Here is a 19,384-nt window from a genome sequence, read left to right as displayed (position 1 = left end):
CCTGGACGCCTGGCAGGCGGCCCACCTGCACGTGCCCCCCGCCCAGCCCGACCCCTTTCCCTGATCTTTACGCGTGCGTGTTGTTGCCCCACCATAATCAAAATAATGAGGTGAAAGGCTATGTACAAAATTCTGATTGCCGACGATCACCCGCTGTTTCGCGAAGCCATTCACAATGTCATCAGCGACGGATTCCCCGGCAGTGAAGTGATGGAAACCGCCGACCTGGACAGCGCCCTGCTGTTGACCCAGGACCACGACGACCTGGACCTGATCCTGCTCGACCTGAACATGCCCGGCATGCATGGCCTCAATGGCCTGATCAACCTGCGCAACGAGGCGCCGACCATTCCGGTGGTGATTGTCTCAGCCGAACAGGACAAACAGATCGTGCTGCAAGCCATCACCTATGGCGCGGTGGGCTTCATCACCAAATCCTCGCCACGGGTGCAGATGACCGAGGCCATCCAGCAGATCCTCAACGGCAACGTCTACCTGCCGCCGGACATCATTCGCACGCAGAAAAGCGGCACCCATCGGCGGATGAACGATACGCCCAGCTTTCCCCCTGAACTGCTCCAGGCGCTGACGCGCAAGCAGTTGCTGGTACTGGAGCGCATGACCAAGGGCGAATCGAACAAGCAGATCGCCTACACCCTGGAAATCGCCGAGACCACGGTGAAGGCGCACGTATCGGCGATTTTGCGCAAACTCAATGTGCACAACCGGGTGCAGGCGATCTTGAGTGCAGGGGATATAGATTTCGGTTCATACCTGCGGCGTTAAGTGGCCTGCAAGATCGGATCGTGCCCATCGCGAGCAGGCCGGCAGTACCCGCTCAAGACTCAAGGCTCAAGGCCTGCCAAGCAAATGACTCATCGCCGTCTTCAGCTTCATTGGCCGCACCGGCTTGTGCATCAGGGTGTGGCCCAGCTCGCGAATCTGCAGTTTCAGCTCGTTGCTGTAGTTGGCGGTGATCATCATGGCCGGGATCGTGCAGGCCCGGCGCGCATTGATGCGGGCCACAGCGTCCACGCCGTTCTGCTCGTTATCCAGATGATAATCGGCGATCAGCAGATCGGCGTCCTGGTGGTAATTGTCCACCTGCCTCGCCAGGTCCTGCTCTGACAACGCGGTGACCACCACACACCCCCAGGTCTCCAGTAACGTGCGCATGCCCGCGCAAATGGCGGCGTCGTTATCCAGCACCCATACCCGTGCCCCGCGCAGGCGTTCCAGCATGGGCTCACTCATCAACGGGTTGGGTAACGCCTTGGGCGCAGTCGCGCTGATCGGCACCTCGACAGAAAACATCGACCCCCTGCCCGGCCATGAACGCACGTGAATCCGGTGCCCGAGTATCCCGGCAATTTTTTCCACGATCGCCAGGCCCAGCCCCAGGCCGCGATCCTGATCCGGACGCTGCACATCGCCGCGCTTGAACTCCTGGAAAATCTCCTCCAGGCGGTTCTCCGCGATGCCCATGCCGCTGTCCCAGACCTCGATCGACAAGCGCTGGTGATGCCGTCGACAACCCAGCACCACACGACCGCTGTAGGTATAGCGAATGGCGTTGCTGAGCAGGTTGCGCAGGATCCTGGCGAGCAACTGGATGTCGCTGCGCACCAATGCCGAACAGCCGATGAAGTGCAGTTCAAGTCCCTCGCTGCGGGCCACCTGGGTGTACTCGGCGGCGAGGTTCTCCAGCAGTTCGCTGAGGGCGAACGGCGCGATGTCGGCCTTGATCACCCCGGCATCAAGCTTGGAAATATCCACCAGGGTGCCCAGCAGGTTTTCCACGTCCTCCAGCGAATTGCTGACGTTGCGCACCAGGATTTCGTTGGCCATCGGCTCCCGGCGCTCAAGCAAGGCACTGGTGAACAGACGCGCGGCATTCAGTGGTTGCAGCAGGTCGTGGCTGACCGCGGCAAGAAATTTGGTCTTCGACAGGTTGGCCTGTTCGGCTTCGAGCTTGGCCTCGCGCAGCCGCGACTCCACTCGTCGACGCTCATCGATTTCACGCAGCAACTGGTCGTTGAGGGTGGTCAGTTCCGCCGTGCGCTCACGCACGCGCAGCTCCAGGTTCTGATACGCCTGATGCAGCGCCTCGGCGGTACGGCGGCGCTCGGTGATGTCGCGGATCAACACGAAGATCCCCACCACTTCCCCGGTGGCCAGGCGATTGGGCACGTAGGAGCGCAACATGTAGCGCTCCTGGTTATTGATATTGGTTTCGGCGAACTCGAACGTCACGCTCTCCCCGGCCAGGGCCCGCGCCACATAGGCTTCCAGGCGCTGATAATGTTGTTCGCTGTGTACCTCGCGCAGGCTCTGGCCGAGCATTACGCCCCGGGGCCAGCAGTACCATTCTTCGTAGACCTTGTTGGTAAACTCGTAGACCAGGTCGGCATTGAGGTAGGCGATCAGCGCCGGCACGTGGTCGGTGATCAGGCGAATCCAGCGCTCGCTCTCGCTCAGGGCTTCAGCGTGCTGGTAGCGTTCGGTGATGTCGGTGAAGGTGTTGACGAAGCCGCCGGTGGGCAGCGGGTGAGTGCGAATTTCCAGCACCCGGCCATCGTACAGGCGCTGTTCGCATTCCTGCACCGGCCGCCCGTTGACGTCGCGGCTGGCAGGGGTCAACAGGTGCAGTTCACTGTCGGCGATCACCTCGGCAAACGGTCGATGGGCCGCCACGGGCGCCAGGCCACTCAATTCGAGGAAGCGCCGGTTCCACAGTTCCAGCACGCCGTCGGCATTGACCATCGCCACACCCTGGGACAGGTTGTCGACCGCACGCTGCAACAGGTGGGATTTTTGCGCCACCGCCTGCTCGCGGCGCAGGGTCTCGTTGAGTTTGACGTCTGTGATGTCGGTAAACAGGATCACCCGGCCGCCTTCCTGGGTCGGCCGCTCGCTGACTTGCAACCAGCGCCCGTCCTGCAGACGATACAACAGGCTTTCGTCGGCGTGCCCACGAGGCTCTTCGGTGAACAGCCCGGTCGCGCTCATCAGCCGTTTGACCTCGGCCAGGCGCATGCCCGCATTGATCCGCACGCGGCTATGGATCCAGAACGCCTTGAAGCGGCTGTTGAACAGGACGATGCGCTGGTCGGCATCGAACAGCACGAATGCATCGGAAATACTTTCGATGGCGTCGATCAAATGCTGGTGGGCCGTTTCCGCGCGCAGGCGTGCTTCGCTGAGCAAATGGTTGCCCGACTTGAGCTCGGCCATGGCCTGGTTCAACGCATCGGTGCGCTCACGCACCTGCTCGGCCAGTACTACTGAGTGCTGGAAGGCCGCGTAGGGATCATTGCCCCGGGTGACGCCCGACTCGATGCGCTCGATCAGCGCGCTGTTGATCCGCTGCAGCTTTTGATTTTCGTGGCGCAGGCTGGCGAGTTGCGCCTGGAGTTCAGCGCTGTCCAGGGCTGCGGCCCCGGGCAATGGCAACGCCGGTGAAGGTCTGGTTGATATGCATGCCATTGAACTGTTCTCCGTAGGTGTTGAAACCCATCACCCGCTGGTCACGCAAAAATGCCCCGACATGCTCCAGGTTGCCGCTGTTTTCCAGCTCCATGCGCCGCAGGAAACAGTCGCAGCCGAGGGTCAGCAGCAGCTCGCCAAGTCGCTCGTGCAAGCCGTCGAACAGGTCTTGCAGGTTGGGCAGCATCGGCCCCGGCGTCATGACCGTGAGGACGATGCCGTTTTCCACCGCGCAATAGAAACTCAGGCTCAGGTCCGGATGAACCTGCTGGATGGCCCGCACGTAGTACTGGTCGTTGATGCGCACCGCCAAGGGGTGCGCGGCGAAGATCCGGTGATCGAGCTCGGCCACCGGCACGCCGATGTGCCGGGCGTATTCCTCGGCGGCGGGCTCGGCATTGAGCTCAAAGACCCGCCGCGACGTGCTGTCGGCGCCAGTCACCACCAGTTTTTCCGCCCGAGGCAGAATGTGGTGGGTGGTGAACACTTCGAAATCCAGCCAGGTGTTGACCAGCACCACCACGGCCGCGCCGCTGTGGAACTCGCCGCCGAAATACACGTGGGTACGCGTGAGATAGTTGTCGTCACCGGCCGAGCCACCAAAGTGCGGGATATCGCCCAAGGCGGCGCTGAGGGCAGCCAGGACCATTTCTTCACGGCTCGACAAGCCATCGAGCAGGGTCAGGGCGAAGCTGTTGCCCTTGATCGGTGCCAGGGTATTGCTGCGACAACCGCTGACCAGTCGCTCGACCATCTGCTGGGCGTCGATCAGGCTGAAACGCTCCATTTCATCGATGAGCTCAGCGTCGATGGAGAAGTGCCGATGATCAAACCCCACCGCCGTCACGCAATTGCGTCCGTAGCCCAGCGGGGTGATTTCCCCGGCGCTGGTGCAACCGACCAGGCGAATCCCGCCAAAGCTCTGCTGCAATGCCTGGCCAAGCGCCTGCAGGTTGTATTCGGCGGAACAGAAGAACAGCACGAAGCCCAAGTGCGGATGCAGCAACTGCCGCGCCAGCTCCTGGGCCACCTGCTGGGCATCGGTGGCCTGGGACATCGCACTGACCACACCGTCACTGTAAACCTGCTGCATTGTCGCCTCCCGCAGGTGCGCGTGTATGAGGCACGAGTGTACGAACCCGGCAGGCTGCGACCTATGCTACTTGGGTAGCGGGTAGCCGCTTCGATGGGATGAGAGTCGCACCGAATATCGCAAACAACGCCCCCCTGTAGGAGCGAACTTGCTCGCGATGGACGTTAACGATAACGGGGACTGCCTGCATACACGCGGTGCCTGTGCGTCCATCGCGAGCAAGCTCGCTCCTACAAGGGGGGGCGAATTTGCTCTTACCAGGTCAACACCGCCCCCACTGCAAAGGTATCGGTGTCTTCATTTTGCGCACTGGTGTCGTGCCCGTTGATTTCGAACTGGTTGTACTCGGCCACCAGCTTGAGGTTGCTGTTGACGTCATGGAACAGCGCAATACCGCGGGTCTCGTAATCCGCGCCGCTGCCGACCACGCCATTGCCGTCGTCCTGGGTCTTGCCATAGGACAGCGCCAGGCGGTTCTTCCCAAGCTTGTACGAGCCCTGAAGCAGGTAACCGTCGCTGTCGACGTTGCGCAAAGTCGGCTCCCCGGCATTGTTGGTAAAGAACGGGTTGATGCCCTTGGCCTGGAAGCCGGAACCGGTCAGCGACAAGCCACCCACCTTCGCCTGCACACCGTAACCAACACCCTTGGAGGTCACGGACTCGACGCTTGGGTCAGTGTTGTCCGAGGTCTGGTAGCTGCCGTTGACCCAGCTGTAGATCTGCGCACCGGCCAGGTCGAACTGGTAGGTGATCTCGCTCTCGGTTCGCGGGTTCTCCTGGTAGGCCTTGCCCGTCGGACTGCTATCGTTGGTGTCCACCGGGTCCATGATCCCCACCGCCACCCGCAAACCGTCCATCACCGGCGTGCGGTAGGTGATCTGCGAAGTGGGAAACGGGTACGGATAACCACTGCCGATATTGCCGAACGACACGCCGCCACCGTCCACCAGGCCCAGGGTATCGCTGACCTGGCCGTAACCGGCGAGCAGTTCGTCGAGCAGGATGTTGGAGCGGGCAAACAGGCCGAAGTCCTTGCCGATCAGCACCTCGCCCCATTCGGGATTGGCGACCGTGCCGTAGAACTGGCGGACGTCGATGGCCGTATCGGTGCCATTGGTTTGACTGTCGTTGATGGTTACCCAGAACGAAGCGCGCGCACCGAGCTTCAGGTCATCGATCTGCTTGCCCATGTTGAAGCCCAGGTAATTGGGCAGGAAGCCCATCTTGACCCGCGACTGGCGCCGGTCGTACTGCTCGCCCTCGCGGTCCACATCACTGTTGACGTAAAAGGCATTGATGTAACCGTCGGTAGAAAAAGTCGTCTGGTCCTTGTCGTACAGCACGATCTCGGCTTGGGCCATCGGGCTCAAGCCCAGGGCCGACAGGCTGGCGATCAAGGCAGGCAAATAACGATGCTTGAAGTTCTTATTGTTGTGCATGACGCGCTCCGCAGCGGGGACTGGATGTCGGAGGCGATTATCGAAAGTGCACCGGCGGCGTCATACGCTGCCTTTGGGGCGATCAGCAGGTGCTTTGGACTGGCTGGCGTGAGGCGGCAAGTTGGGCGTAAGACCGGCCCGCGCCTGGGCCCGCCACTTAGGGTGTAAGACGCTCAGACGCTTGCGCGCAGCAACATACAGGCCGCGATGACCAGGCACAGGCTGGCGAACCCGACCTGCAGCGCCCGGGGCGGGACCCGCGCACAGAATCGCCGGCCGATGATCATGCCGACGATGCTGGCGATAATGAAGCTCACGCCCAGGCCTTCGATGCGCACTCCCGCGTGGAATGCGCCGATCACACCGATGGCCGAGATCAGGCTGATCACCATCAGGGAAGTGGCGACGATGCCGCGCATCTGCACGTCGGTCAGTTGCTTGAACGCCGGGACGATCAGGAACCCGCCGCCAACCCCGAGCAAGCCGGACACCACTCCCGTGACTGCGCCTAACGCGGCCAGGGTCGCGGTGCATTTGGCGGTCCAGGAAAAGCGCCCGGTCTGCTGGTCGAGCATGCAGTTTTTCTGGCCCCAGTTGGCATGGCCGTGGTCGCTCGGCCCCTCGCCCTGGCGCTCGCGACGCAGCATGCGCCAGGCGACCATGATCATCAGCAGGCTGAACAGCATCATCAGGGCCTTTTCCGGAAGCTGATGAGCGAAAAAAATCCCCACCGGCGAAAAGATCGCCCCCAGCAGCGCAATGAGCAACGCTGCGCGATAACGCACCAGCCCGTGGCGCAGACCGTCGATGGCGCCCACTGCGGCCGCACTGCCCACGGCAAATAAGGCAATGGGCGCTGCCTGGGTCATGCTCAGGCCGAGCCCCAATACCAGCGCCGGCACCGCCAGAATGCCGCCCCCCGCCCCGGTCAACCCAAGGACCAGGCCCATCACCCAACCAAAAAAAATTGCCAGTAGCATAAAAAATCTTAATCCATGAAAAGCCGGGAACGCCCAGTATCGATGGTGTACAGGATAGAGCCAGGGCGCGATTTTTCCTTCCCCCAATTGCCAGGGGCTGGCCAATCCGGGGCAAATGAATCTACGCTGACCGCTTGTTCAACGAAGAACCGGCCAACATGCCTGCCCTGATTGAAGCTTTTCTTGACCCTGCCTCATCGACCTGGAGCTACGTGATCCACGAGGGCGATGGCAGTGCCTGCGCCATCGTCGACCCGGTGCTGGATTACGACGCCGCGGCCGGTCGCACCGGTACGGTCCAGGCCGATCGCATCAGTGCATTTGTGCGTACTCACCAATTGCAGGTGCAGTGGTTGCTGGAAACCCACGCCCATGCCGATCACCTGTCAGCGGCGCCCTACCTGCGTCGCGAACTGGGCGGCAAGATCGCGATTGGCCAGTCGATCAGCAAGGTCCAGGACGTATTCAAGCACCTGTTCAACCTGGAGCCCGGGTTTGCCGTCGATGGCTCGCAGTTCGATCACCTGTTTGCACCGGACGAGTCATTCATGATCGGCAATCTCAAGGCGACAGCCTTGCACGTGCCTGGCCACACCCCGGCGGACATGGCCTATCTGATCGACAGCACGCTGATTCTGGCGGGCGATACGCTGTTTATGCCGGACGTAGGCACCGCTCGCTGCGACTTTCCAGGAGGGAATGCCAACCAGATGTTCGCCTCCATTCACAAGCTGCTGGCGTTTCCGGCCAGCGTGAATCTGTACGTCTGCCACGATTACCCGCCAGAGGGCCGCGAGCCTCGTTGCGTGACCACAGTTGGGGAGCAGCGCAGAAGCAATATTCATGTGCGTGACGGCGTCGACGAAAGCGAGTTTGTGGCCATGCGCAACCAGCGCGATGCCGGTTTGGGCATGCCGAACCTGTTACTGCCGGCGATTCAGGTGAATGTGCGGGCGGGGAATTTGCCGCCGGCTGAAGACAATGGCGTGAGTTACCTGAAAATCCCGCTGAATACATTTTGACTGCGAAAGATCGCAGCCTCGTTTCTCTCGACAGCTCCTACGGGATTGAGGCGGCGCATAGGCTCAATGTAGGAGCTGGCGCAGCCTGCGATCTTTTGATCTTCAGGTAGCCAGCGTCAACCCATTCGCCGGCAACGGCAGCGCGGTCTTATAGCGCACCTGCTTGAGCGCAAAGCTGGAGCGGATGTTCGCCACCCCGGGCACCTTGGTCAGAAAATCCATCATGAAACGCTCCAGCGACTGAATGGTCGGCACCAGCACGCGGATCAAATAGTCCGGGTCGCCGGCCATCAGGTAGCACTCCATCACTTCCGGGCGATCGGAAATCGCCTCCTCGAAATGCTGCAACGCCTCCTCCACCTGTTTTTCCAGGCTGACGTGAATGAACACGTTGACGTGCAACCCCAGCAGGTCGGCGTCCAGCAGCGTGACCTGCTCGCGAATCAGGCCCAATTCTTCCATCGCCTTGACCCGGTTAAAGCACGGGGTTGGCGACAGGTTGACCGAGCGCGCGAGGTCGGCGTTGGTGATGCGCGCATTCTCCTGAAGGCTGTTGAGAATGCCGATGTCGGTACGGTCCAGTTTGCGCATGAGACAAAATCACCTGTTTTTTATGTTTATGCAGGTTTTTTATCCTCAAATGATCTTCGGCGCAACGAAACGGAGAGAAATATTCTTCTTGAGCCGGCCTATGATTGTTGTAGGACAAGATTTCTTCCACAGAAGAATGACCGTCAGCTCACTACAAGAAATTCACAAGATCGAGCGTAGAAGCCATGAATCAAGCGTACGAACCGCTGCGCCTGCACGTGCCCGAACCTTCGGGTCGCCCAGGCTGTAAAACCGACTTCTCCTACCTGCGTCTGACCGATGCCGGCACGGTGCGCAAACCCCCAATCGACGTTGAACCGGCCGACACCGCAGACCTGGCCAAGGGCCTGATTCGCGTGCTCGACGACCAGGGCAATGCCCTGGGTCCATGGGCTGAAGGCGTACCGGCAGAGATCCTGCGCACAGGCATGCGCGCCATGCTCAAGACGCGGATTTATGACAACCGCATGGTGGTTGCCCAGCGTCAAAAGAAAATGTCGTTCTACATGCAAAGCCTTGGCGAAGAAGCCATCGGCAGCGGCCAGGCCCTGGCGCTGAATGTCGATGACATGTGCTTCCCGACGTATCGCCAGCAGAGCATTCTGATGGCGCGCAACGTGCCGCTGGTGGACCTGATCTGCCAGCTGCTGTCCAACGAGCGCGACCCGCTCAAGGGACGCCAACTGCCGATCATGTACTCGGTCAAGGATTACGGCTTCTTCACCATTTCCGGCAACCTCGCCACCCAGTTCGTACAGGGCGTGGGTTGGGGCATGGCCTCGGCGATCAAGGGCGACACCAAAATCGCCTCGGCGTGGATCGGCGACGGCGCCACCGCTGAGTCGGACTTCCACACCGCCCTCACCTTCGCCCACGTCTACCGTGCACCGGTCATCCTGAACGTGGTCAACAACCAGTGGGCGATCTCGACTTTCCAGGCGATTGCCGGTGGTGAAGCCACGACATTCGCCGGTCGTGGCGTAGGTTGCGGCATTGCCTCCCTGCGGGTCGATGGCAACGATTTCGTCGCGGTCTACGCGGCTTCTGCCTGGGCCGCCGAACGCGCCCGCCGCAACCTTGGCCCAACCATGATCGAATGGGTCACCTACCGCGCCGGCCCGCACTCCACCTCCGATGATCCATCCAAATACCGACCTGCCGACGACTGGAGCTGCTTCCCGTTGGGCGACCCGATTGCGCGCCTCAAACAGCACCTGATCAAGATCGGCCAGTGGTCCGAAGAGGAACACGTCGCCGTCAGCGCCGAACTGGAAGCCGAAGTCATTGCCGCGCAGAAAGAAGCCGAGAAGTACGGCACCCTCGCCGGAGGCCAGATTCCGAGCGCCGCGACCATGTTCGAGGATGTCTACAAAGAGATGCCGGAGCACTTGAAGCGCCAGCGTCAGGAGTTGGGGATCTGACATGAACGATCACAACAACAATATCGAGCTGGAAACCGCCATGACCACGACCACCATGACCATGATCCAGGCCCTGCGCTCGGCCATGGATGTGATGCTTGAACGTGATGACAACGTCGTGGTCTTCGGCCAGGACGTGGGCTACTTCGGCGGCGTGTTCCGTTGCACCGAAGGCCTGCAGACCAAATACGGCACCTCGCGGGTGTTCGACGCGCCGATTTCCGAAAGTGGCATCGTCGGCGTAGCCGTCGGCATGGGTGCCTATGGCCTGCGCCCGGTGGCAGAAATCCAGTTTGCCGATTACGTTTACCCGGCCTCCGACCAGATCATTTCCGAAGCGGCGCGCCTGCGCTATCGCTCGGCGGGCGAATTCACCGCTCCGATGACCCTGCGCATGCCTTGCGGCGGTGGCATCTACGGTGGCCAGACTCACAGCCAGAGCATCGAAGCGATGTTCACCCAGGTCTGCGGCTTGCGCACGGTGATGCCGTCCAACCCCTACGACGCCAAGGGCCTGCTGATCGCGTCAATCGAGAACGATGACCCGGTGATCTTCCTGGAGCCTAAGCGCCTGTACAACGGCCCGTTCGACGGGCATCACGACCGCCCCGTAACCCCTTGGTCGAAACACCCGTCGGCGCAAGTGCCGGATGGCTACTACACCGTACCGCTGGACGTGGCCGCGATTGCGCGTCCGGGCAAGGATGTGACCATCCTGACCTACGGCACCACGGTCTATGTGTCGCAAGTTGCCGCGGAAGAAACCGGCATCGACGCTGAAGTCATCGACCTGCGCAGCCTGTGGCCGCTGGACCTGGAAACCATCGTCAAATCGGTGAAGAAGACCGGACGTTGCGTGATCGTTCACGAAGCGACCCGCACTTGCGGTTTCGGCGCCGAACTGGCCGCCCTGGTGCAGGAACACTGCTTCCACTACCTGGAAGCGCCCATCGAGCGCGTCACCGGTTGGGACACCCCCTACCCGCACGCGCAAGAGTGGGCGTATTTCCCTGGCCCGACCCGAGTGGGCGCGGCTTTGCATCGGGTTATGGAGGTCTGAATGGGCACGCACGTTATCAAGATGCCGGACATTGGCGAAGGCATTGCAGAAGTGGAATTGTCGGTATGGCACGTCAAGGTCGGTGACCTGGTCGTCGAGGACCAGGTGCTGGCCGATGTCATGACCGACAAGGCGATGGTTGATATTCCATCGCCGGTTCATGGCAAGGTGATTTCACTGGGCGGCGTGCCCGGGGAAGTCATGGCGGTCGGCAGCGTCCTGATCAGCATTGAGGTCGAAGGTGCCGGCAACGTCAAAGAGTCGGCCCAGCCGGTGGTTGCCGCTGTAAAAGAAGCACCGGCACCGAAAGTCGAAGCCGCTGTAGCACACAAACCGGTCGCCGCTGCGCCGCCACGAGCAGCTGTTTGCCAGGGCCCGATAGTCGCTCGCGAGGCCGATGAACGCCCGCTGGCCTCTCCGGCCGTGCGCAAACATGCGCTTGATCTGGGCATCCAGCTGCGTCTGGTGCGTGGCACCGGCCCTGCCGGTCGGGTGCTGCACGAAGACCTCGACGCCTACCTGGCGCAAGGTCAGTCGAGCGCATCGAGCGCCACCGCCGCGTACGCGCCGCGTAACGACGAAGAGCAAATCCCGGTGATCGGCATGCGCCGCAAGATTGCCCAGCGCATGCAGGACGCCACCCAGCGCGCCGCCCATTTCAGTTATGTCGAGGAAATCGACGTCACGGCCGTGGAAGAACTTCGCGTGCACCTGAACGAAAAACACGGCGTGACCCGCGGCAAGCTGACCCTGCTGCCGTTCCTGGTCCGCGCCCTGGTGGTTGCCCTGCGTGATTTCCCCCAGATCAACGCCCGCTACGACGACGAAGCCCAGGTCATCACCCGCCTTGGTGCCGTGCATGTCGGCATCGCCACCCAGGCCGACATCGGCTTGATGGTGCCGGTGGTGCGTCACGCCGAAGCCCGCAGCCTGTGGGACAACGCCGCAGAAATCTCGCGCCTGGCCAGCGCTGCACGTAATGGCAAGGCCAGCCGCGACGAGCTGTCCGGCTCGAGCATTACCCTGACCAGCCTTGGCGCGTTGGGCGGTATCGTCAGCACGCCGGTGCTGAACCTGCCGGAAGTGGCCATTGTCGGTGTGAACAAAATTGTCGAGCGCCCGATGGTCGTCAAAGGCCAGATCGTGATCCGCAAGATGATGAACCTCTCCAGCTCCTTCGATCACCGCGTGGTCGATGGCATGGACGCGGCGCAGTTTATCCAGGCCGTTCGCGGCTTGCTCGAACAACCCGCCACCCTGTTTGTGGAGTAGGTCATGCATCAGACTTTGAACACCACGCTGCTGATCATCGGCGGCGGCCCTGGCGGTTACGTGACCGCGATCCGTGCCGGCCAGTTGGGCATCCCGACCATCCTGGTGGAAGGCCAATCCCTGGGCGGCACCTGCCTGAACATTGGCTGCATTCCGTCCAAGGCACTGATTCACGTCGCCGAGCAGTTTCACCAGACCCGCCACCACAGCCAGCACTCGGCCTTGGGGATCAGCGTGGCGGCCCCCACCCTGGACATCGGCAAGAGCGTCGAGTGGAAGGACGGTATCGTTGATCGCCTGACCACTGGCGTTGCCGCGTTGCTGAAAAAGCACAAGGTCCAGGTCATTCAGGGCTGGGCCAAGGTCATCGACGGCAAAACCGTCGAGGTCGGCGACACGCGAATCCAGTGCGAGCATCTGGTGCTGGCCACCGGCTCCACAACCGTGAACCTGCCGATGCTGCCGATTGGCGGTCCGATCATCAGCTCGACTGAAGCCCTGGCGCCGACCTCGGTGCCCAAGCGCCTGATCGTCGTTGGCGGAGGTTATATCGGCCTGGAGCTGGGGATTGCCTATCGCAAACTGGGCGCTGACGTGAGCGTGGTCGAGGCGCAGGAGCGCATTCTGCCGGCTTACGATGCCGAGCTGACCCAGCCTGTGCATGACGAGCTGAAAAAGCTGGGCGTGAAGCTTTACTTGAAGCATAGCGTCCAAGGCTTTGATTCTTCCAGCAATACCCTCCAGGTTCTTGAGCCGGGGGGCGACACGCTGAATCTGGAAATGGATCAGGTGCTGGTGGCCGTCGGTCGCAAACCCAACACCCAGGGCTGGAACCTTGAGGCCCTGAACCTGGACATGAACGGTGCAGCGATCAAAATCGACGGCCGCTGCCAGACCAGCATGCGCAACGTGTACGCCATCGGCGACCTGAGTGGCGAACCGATGCTCGCGCACCGCGCCATGGCTCAGGGCGAAATGGTCGCCGAGCTGATCAGCGGCAAATCCCGCGAGTTCAATCCGACCGCCATCGCCGCCGTGTGCTTCACCGACCCGGAGCTGGTGGTGGTCGGCAAGACCCCGGACGACGCCAAGGCGGCCGGGCTGGACTGTATCGTTTCCAGCTTCCCGTTCGCGGCCAATGGCCGGGCAATGACCCTGGAATCGAAAAGCGGTTTCGTGCGGGTGGTGGCACGTCGGGACAATCATGTGATTGTCGGCTGGCAGGCGGTCGGCGTTGGGGTTTCGGAGTTATCGACAGCGTTCGGCCAGAGCCTGGAAATGGGCGCTCGCCTGGAAGACATTGCCGGCACCATCCATGCGCACCCGACCTTGGGAGAGGCGGTGCAGGAAGCGGCGTTGCGTGCTCTGGGGCATGCGTTGCATCTGTAGTTCAGAACAATGGATGGCGGCAGAAATGGCCCCATCGCCAACAGGCTGGCTCCCACATTTGGAATGCGTTCTCCTGTGGAAGCTAGCCCGCTGGCGATTTCTTGAGGCCAACTCGATTTATCTGCCTGTCATCCGATAGTCCGGGCTGCGAAACAGGCCCGGAATGAAGTATTGTTGTCCCCATCCAAAAAACGTCAGAAGCCTTGAACCGCTTTGGCGGTTGTTCAGTGATAGAGGGTGTCATGGGTAACGAAAGCATCAATTGGGACAAGCTGGGTTTTGATTACATCAAGACAGACAAGCGCTATCTCTCGTACTGGCGTAACGGCGAGTGGGACAAAGGCACCCTGACCGAAGACAACGTGCTGCACATCAGCGAAGGCTCCACGGCCCTTCACTATGGCCAGCAATGCTTCGAAGGCATGAAGGCCTATCGTTGCAAGGATGGCTCGATCAACCTGTTCCGCCCTGACCAGAACGCCCTGCGCATGCAACGCAGCTGTGCGCGCCTGCTGATGCCGTTCGTCGAAACCGAGCAGTTCATCGAAGCCTGCAAGGAAGTGGTTCGTGCCAACGAGCGTTTCATCCCGCCTTACGGTACCGGTGGCGCGCTGTACCTGCGCCCGTTCGTGATCGGCGTAGGTGACAACATCGGCGTGCGTACTGCGCCGGAGTTCATCTTCTCGATTTTCTGCATTCCGGTCGGTGCCTACTTCAAGGGTGGCCTGACGCCGCATAACTTCCTGATCTCCAGCTATGACCGCGCGGCCCCACAAGGCACCGGTGCGGCCAAGGTCGGTGGCAACTACGCGGCCAGCCTGATGCCAGGTTCCCAGGCGAAGAAAGCCCACTTCGCCGACTGCATCTACCTGGATCCGATGACCCACACGAAAATCGAAGAAGTCGGCTCGGCCAACTTCTTCGGGATCACCCACGACAACAAGTTCGTCACGCCGAACTCGCCGTCGGTGCTGCCGGGCATCACCCGTCTGTCGCTGATCGAACTGGCCAAATCGCGCTTGGGCATGGAAGTGATTGAAGGCGACGTGTTGATCGACAAGCTGTCGGACTTCAAGGAAGCCGGCGCTTGCGGTACTGCGGCGGTCATCACGCCGATCGGCGGCATCAGCTACAACGATCATCTGCATGTATTCCACAGCGAAACCGAGGTTGGTCCGGTTACCCAGAAGCTCTACAAGGAGCTGACGGGTGTACAAACCGGCGATATCGAAGCGCCCGCTGGCTGGATCGTCAAGGTCTGACCTGACGCTCGCGACGCCCCGGCCCCCCATTGCTGGCGCAATGGGGGGCTTTTTTTGCCTGGGCTATAACAGATTTGGATAGATCTGTAGGAGCTGGCGAGTGAAACGAGGCTGCGATCTTTTGATCTGGCTTTTTCAGAAAACAAGATCAAAAGATCGCAGCCTCGTTTCACTCCGCAGCTCCTACGGGGCTCATGCGGGGTTCATAGGGGTTCATAGGGGTTCATAGGGGTTCCACGGGACGACTCCATCTTGGTTTGACCAATCCGCTTGCCCTGGCGCCCCTTGATCCCGCTGGCCTGGCCATCCTGCTGCTTGCCCGTACGGGCCTGGGTGATCAACCCCGGGATCAACGCCCCCTCCGGCAGATTCTTCCAGAATCGGGCGGGCAAGTGCCCTTCCATGACCTTGGGGTTCAACCGCGCCGGGTTGAAAATATGGCTGTAGTAGGTCAGCCACATGTCACCGTGCGGATCGTCTACGTTCTGCGCCATCTGCTGCCATTGCACCGGGCATTGACGCAGGTAGTTCAACTGCTCGCCATCGTAATAGACCGCATCCCTGGGCGTGGCAATCATCCAGCGATGGCGCCCCATGCGGCCAATGAAATGCTCGCTTGCACTGTGCAGAATGTCGTGGGCGGGCTCATGCCAGGCGACATATTGCGGCCCGACGCAGTCGGGCAATTCAACGAACCGCACAAATGCATGTAAATGATGAGACTCACGCTGTACCTGTTTGATTCTTCTCTGTAATTCACTGCCCAGCTTGTCCCCGGACATCATTGCAGTGCGATCCCCATGACTGACTCGCCACAGCACCTCATACAACAGGCTCCAGCGCTGATCGCCGCGATAACGGGCGGCTTGTTCGAGGGTGTCGAGCAGCGTTCGCGGAATGCGCGCCAGGAACGGCCCCTGTGATTCGGGCAGCGCGTGATCGCTGGCGAACAGGTCCTGCACGCCTTCGCTGGCCCACGCCACCAGGCTTGGATCAACCTCATGGCTCAGGAGCCAGCGCGCTTGCAGGCGCCAGGTCTCGAACAAGTCGTCGCAATCGAGATTGATCATCCCCACAACCCCATTTGCTGCGGCAGCGGGCGGTCGCGCAGTTGTTGATACAGCAGATGGCTGGTGACTTCCGCTTGCTGCGGATGGTAGTCGCTGGTGATGAAGAACGGCTTGGCCTTGGCCAGCACACAGCGCATGCGCGCCAGGTCTTCGTAACGGATGCGACGCTGACGACGCAGTTCCACCAGACGCTCGGTCGTGCGCAGGCCAATGCCGGGAATGCGCGAGATCAGGGACGCCTCGGCACGATTGAGGTCCAGTGGGAAAATATCCCGATTCTCCAGCGCCCAAGCCAATTTAGGGTCGATGTCCAACGCCAGGTGGCCCGGGCCTTTGAACAGCTCCCCGGCGGTGTAGCCATAACTTCGCAGCAGGAAGTCAGCCTGGTACAACCGGTGCTCGCGCATCAAAGGCGGCGCGGCCAGGGGCACGCTTTTCGGACTGTCGGGGATCGGACTGAACGCCGAATAATAGACCCGGCGCAATTTGAAGTTGCCGTACAGCGACTGGGCGCTGTGGAGAATGGTGCTGTCATCGGTGTCATCGGCGCCCACGATCATCTGCGTGCTCTGACCGGCTGGCGCAAACCTCGGCGCTCGCGGCTCGTTGAGAACGGTTTGAACGCCCGTGTAGATCGTCTGCATCGCGCCTTTGATCGAGCCGATGTGTTTTTCCGGTGCCAGGGTTTGCAAGCTGGCGTCCGTGGGCAACTCGATATTGACGCTCAGCCGGTCGGCATAGCGCCCCGCTTGCTCGATCAGCGCCGGATCGGCCTCGGGAATCGTCTTGAGATGGATATACCCACGAAACTCATGCTCTTCACGCAACAGCCGCGCCACCCGAATCAACTGCTCCATGGTGTAATCCGCCGAACGGATGATCCCGGAGCTCAGGAACAACCCACTGACGCAGTTACGACGATAGAAGTCCATAGTCAGCGTCACTACTTCTTCCGGCGTGAACCGCGCCCTTGGCACGTCGCTGGAGCGGCGGTTGACACAGTACTGGCAATCATAGAGGCAGAAATTGGTCAGCAGGATCTTCAGCAACGACACACAGCGCCCGTCGGGGGTATAGCTGTGACAGATGCCCATGCCATTGCTAGCCCCGAGGCCGCTTTTGCCCTCGGAACTGCGCTTGGGCGCACCGCTGCTGGCGCAGGACGCATCGTATTTGGCGGCGTCGGCGAGAATGCTGAGTTTGTCGATGAGTTCCATGGGGGGCACGCCGCTAACTGTTTGGATATACAGTATAGGGTCGCTGGTCGGGGTTCAAGTTGTTAAACAGCCCTTGGTCCGATTTTTGGAGGGATCAGAGAAGGTCAAAAGATCGCAGCCTCGTTGCACTCGGCAGCTCCTACAGAGTTGAACACGCGGCCAGCGCTCAATCGTCCCGGGTCAGTACTTCCAGCAATTCGATCTCGAAAATCAGGTTCGAATTCGGCGTAATCGCGCCCATGGTCCGCTCGCCATAAGCCAGATGCGCCGGCACCAGCAATTTACGCTTGCCGCCCACCTGCATGCCGAGGATTCCCTGATCCCAGCCCTTGATGACTCGACCCGTGCCAATCACGCACTGAAACGGTTTGCCCCGGCTGTAGGATGAATCAAACTCCGTGCCGTCTTCCAGCCAGCCGCGGTATTGAGTGGTGATCAGGGCGCCCTTGACCGCCGCCTTGCCGTCGCCTGGCAACAGGTCAATGATCTGTAATTCGTCGTTCATGAATCTTGCTCGCTAGCGGTTAATCAGGGCGTTGTCGCAGAATTCGGCGTGGTTGGCAATCCATGGAACTGAAACGGCAACCGTCCGTCCACATGAGTATCGACTCCGTACTCAGAAAGGACGCTCTGATGACCGACTCACCCCGCAGTTTCATTCCACCCTATATCCTCAACCGCATCATTGCCCGCGGCTCCGAGCGGCAGCGTTCCAGTGCGCAGAGCACCCTCACCCACGTGCGTACGCTGCGCCACACTCCTCGCCCGCCGACGCGCCCGCCTGCGACCACCTTGCTGCCACCGTCCACTCGGCCCGGCTTGGCCGAGCGCAGTGTCCATGACGCCCAGGGCAAGATGCTCCTGCCGGGGATGCCGGTACGCGTTGAGGGCCAGTCGGCGACGGGCGACCCAGCGGTCGACGAAGCGTATGACGCCTTGGGGGCGAGCTATGATTTCTTCTGGAAAGTGCATGGCCGCGACTCGATCGACAATCAGGGTTTTGCCCTGATTGGCACCGTGCATTACGGGCAGGAGTACGAGAATGCGTTCTGGAACGGTACGCAGATGGTGTTCGGCGACGGCGATGGCGAAATCTTCGAGCGCTTCACTCGCTCCCTGGATGTAATCGGCCACGAATTGACCCACGGCGTGATCGAAAGTGAAGCCGGGCTCCTTTACGCCGATCAGTCCGGGGCGCTCAATGAATCGATATCGGACGTGTTCGGTGTATTGATCAAGCAGCATGTACTGGGCCAGACCGCCGAAGAGGCTGACTGGTTGATCGGCGCCGACCTGCTCGCGCCACAGATCAAAGGCGACGGCCTGCGCTCAATGGCCCACCCCGGCACCGCTTACGACGACCCGCTGCTCGGCAAAGACCCGCAACCCGGGCACATGCGCAATTTTGTCGTCACCGAGGAAGACAATGGCGGCGTGCACATCAATTCCGGCATCCCCAACCGGGCGTTTTACCTGGCGGCCCAGGCGCTGGGCGGATTCGCCTGGCAGAAAGCCGGCCATATCTGGTACGACACGTTGTGCGACCCGCGCCTGGGCACGCAAGCGTCATTCGGTGAGTTTGCCGCGCTGACCATCGAGCAGGCGCTCAAGCGCTTCGGCCCGGACGAACAGTTCGCGGTGGCGCAAGCCTGGGCTGATGTGGGTGTAGAACCGAATCGGGAGTCATTATGAAAACCCTGCCAACCTTGGGCGATGATGCAGTCGTCCACCTTTCCCGCCAGGGCGGCGTCGCCGCCATCCATGCCCTGACACGCCCGCGCAGCATCGAATTCGCGCAATGCGACATCGAGCAGCGCTCGCGCATCTGCAGCGTGCTGGAAGGCTGCCTGCCCTACACCGAACAGGCAGCAGGCCAGGGTGATCAGCGCTTTTATGAAATCGAAGTGCTCTATCGTAGCGGCGAGCAGGATGACCGGATGGTGATGAAAGTGCCTGAAGACCAGGCACCTGGAGATCTGGTACATCTGTGGGACAAGGGCGAAGTGTTTTAAGTCAGCCGAAGGCTGGCAACTCAACCTCCGGTTGCCTGGCAAGGGGCTTCAGAAGCAGCCTTTATCCCGC

17 protein-coding genes are annotated in these 19,384 nt (G+C 61.0%); 9 read left to right on the top strand and 8 right to left on the bottom strand.

Going from position 1 to position 19,384, the window contains the following annotated elements:
- Nucleotides 1-120 precede the first annotated feature (120 nt).
- Nucleotides 121-786 (top strand): response regulator, encoded by a 666-nt coding sequence (locus UB23_RS02180; RefSeq protein WP_045057702.1) that lies wholly within the window; start codon nucleotides 121-123, stop codon nucleotides 784-786.
- Nucleotides 787-852: 66 nt separating this feature from the next.
- Here UB23_RS02180 and nahK read toward each other — a convergent pair whose 3' ends face one another.
- From nahK to UB23_RS02160, 4 genes are all read right to left on the bottom strand, one after another.
- A complete protein-coding gene (gene nahK, locus UB23_RS02175) occupies nucleotides 853-3,447 on the bottom strand; it encodes a hybrid sensor histidine kinase/response regulator NahK/ErcS' (RefSeq protein ID WP_045057701.1) in 2,595 nt (864 codons plus the stop codon).
- On the bottom strand, nucleotides 3,416-4,579 hold the full coding sequence (nosP, locus tag UB23_RS02170) for a nitric oxide-sensing protein NosP (protein WP_045057700.1): 1,164 nt from the start codon (nucleotides 4,577-4,579) through the stop codon (nucleotides 3,416-3,418). Before nosP ends, nahK begins: the two co-directional genes overlap by 32 nt.
- A gap of 254 nt (nucleotides 4,580-4,833) precedes the next feature.
- Nucleotides 4,834-6,018, bottom strand: a complete 1,185-nt coding sequence (locus UB23_RS02165) for a porin (protein WP_045057699.1) — start codon at nucleotides 6,016-6,018, stop codon at nucleotides 4,834-4,836.
- 173 nt (nucleotides 6,019-6,191) lie between these two features.
- Entirely contained in the window at nucleotides 6,192-6,998 is an 807-nt protein-coding gene (locus UB23_RS02160; RefSeq protein ID WP_045057698.1) for a sulfite exporter TauE/SafE family protein, read from the bottom strand.
- Between the two features lie 158 nt (nucleotides 6,999-7,156).
- Between UB23_RS02160 and UB23_RS02155 the strand changes: the two genes are divergently transcribed.
- On the top strand, nucleotides 7,157-8,020 hold the full coding sequence (locus UB23_RS02155; protein WP_045057707.1) for an MBL fold metallo-hydrolase: 864 nt from the start codon (nucleotides 7,157-7,159) through the stop codon (nucleotides 8,018-8,020).
- Between the two features lie 102 nt (nucleotides 8,021-8,122).
- On the opposite strand, the gene bkdR is transcribed toward UB23_RS02155, so the two are convergent.
- Entirely contained in the window at nucleotides 8,123-8,611 is a 489-nt protein-coding gene (gene bkdR / locus UB23_RS02150; protein WP_045057697.1) for a Bkd operon transcriptional regulator BkdR, read from the bottom strand.
- Between the two features lie 185 nt (nucleotides 8,612-8,796).
- Here bkdR and UB23_RS02145 point away from each other — a divergent pair, with 185 nt between their 5' ends.
- The 5 genes from UB23_RS02145 to UB23_RS02125 all read left to right on the top strand — a co-directional run bounded on the left by UB23_RS02145 (nucleotide 8,797) and on the right by UB23_RS02125 (nucleotide 15,015).
- Nucleotides 8,797-10,032, top strand: coding sequence for a 3-methyl-2-oxobutanoate dehydrogenase (2-methylpropanoyl-transferring) subunit alpha (locus tag UB23_RS02145; protein ID WP_045057696.1), 1,236 nt, complete (start codon nucleotides 8,797-8,799; stop codon nucleotides 10,030-10,032).
- Nucleotide 10,033: 1 nt separating this feature from the next.
- Nucleotides 10,034-11,092: an alpha-ketoacid dehydrogenase subunit beta gene (locus UB23_RS02140; RefSeq protein WP_045057695.1), complete on the top strand. Its 1,059-nt coding sequence runs from the start codon at nucleotides 10,034-10,036 to the stop codon at nucleotides 11,090-11,092.
- Entirely contained in the window at nucleotides 11,093-12,364 is a 1,272-nt protein-coding gene (locus tag UB23_RS02135; RefSeq protein WP_045057694.1) for a dihydrolipoamide acetyltransferase family protein, read from the top strand.
- Between the two features lie 3 nt (nucleotides 12,365-12,367).
- On the top strand, nucleotides 12,368-13,753 hold the full coding sequence (lpdA, locus tag UB23_RS02130; RefSeq protein WP_045057693.1) for a dihydrolipoyl dehydrogenase: 1,386 nt from the start codon (nucleotides 12,368-12,370) through the stop codon (nucleotides 13,751-13,753).
- Nucleotides 13,754-13,995: 242 nt separating this feature from the next.
- Nucleotides 13,996-15,015, top strand: coding sequence for a branched-chain amino acid aminotransferase (locus tag UB23_RS02125; protein WP_045057692.1), 1,020 nt, complete (start codon nucleotides 13,996-13,998; stop codon nucleotides 15,013-15,015).
- A gap of 203 nt (nucleotides 15,016-15,218) precedes the next feature.
- On the opposite strand, the gene UB23_RS02120 is transcribed toward UB23_RS02125, so the two are convergent.
- The 3 genes from UB23_RS02120 to UB23_RS02110 form a co-directional block, all read right to left on the bottom strand.
- Nucleotides 15,219-16,085, bottom strand: coding sequence for a TIGR03915 family putative DNA repair protein (locus UB23_RS02120; protein WP_045057691.1), 867 nt, complete (start codon nucleotides 16,083-16,085; stop codon nucleotides 15,219-15,221).
- Entirely contained in the window at nucleotides 16,082-17,302 is a 1,221-nt protein-coding gene (locus tag UB23_RS02115; protein WP_045057690.1) for a putative DNA modification/repair radical SAM protein, read from the bottom strand. The genes UB23_RS02120 and UB23_RS02115 overlap by 4 nt, the downstream gene beginning before the upstream one ends.
- 166 nt (nucleotides 17,303-17,468) lie before the next feature.
- Nucleotides 17,469-17,807 carry an FKBP-type peptidyl-prolyl cis-trans isomerase gene (locus UB23_RS02110; protein WP_045057689.1) on the bottom strand — a complete coding sequence of 113 codons (339 nt, stop codon included), beginning with the start codon at nucleotides 17,805-17,807 and terminating at the stop codon, nucleotides 17,469-17,471.
- A gap of 128 nt (nucleotides 17,808-17,935) precedes the next feature.
- Between UB23_RS02110 and UB23_RS02105 the strand changes: the two genes are divergently transcribed.
- Both UB23_RS02105 and UB23_RS02100 read left to right on the top strand, forming a co-directional pair.
- Complete coding sequence (locus tag UB23_RS02105; RefSeq protein WP_045057688.1) at nucleotides 17,936-18,994, top strand: M4 family metallopeptidase; 1,059 nt, start codon at nucleotides 17,936-17,938, stop codon at nucleotides 18,992-18,994.
- The gene (locus tag UB23_RS02100; RefSeq protein WP_045057687.1) at nucleotides 18,991-19,314 is read left to right on the top strand and encodes a protealysin inhibitor emfourin; all 324 of its coding nucleotides are present in this window, start codon (nucleotides 18,991-18,993) and stop codon (nucleotides 19,312-19,314) included. Before UB23_RS02105 ends, UB23_RS02100 begins: the two co-directional genes overlap by 4 nt.
- The last annotated feature ends 70 nt before the right edge of the window (nucleotides 19,315-19,384 follow it).

The organism is Pseudomonas sp. ES3-33 (assembly GCF_000952175.1).
Classification (GTDB): domain Bacteria; phylum Pseudomonadota; class Gammaproteobacteria; order Pseudomonadales; family Pseudomonadaceae; genus Aquipseudomonas; species Aquipseudomonas gregormendelii.
The sequence above is the reverse complement of the archived record's forward strand: the minus strand, read 5'-3'. Positions and strand labels throughout refer to the sequence as shown.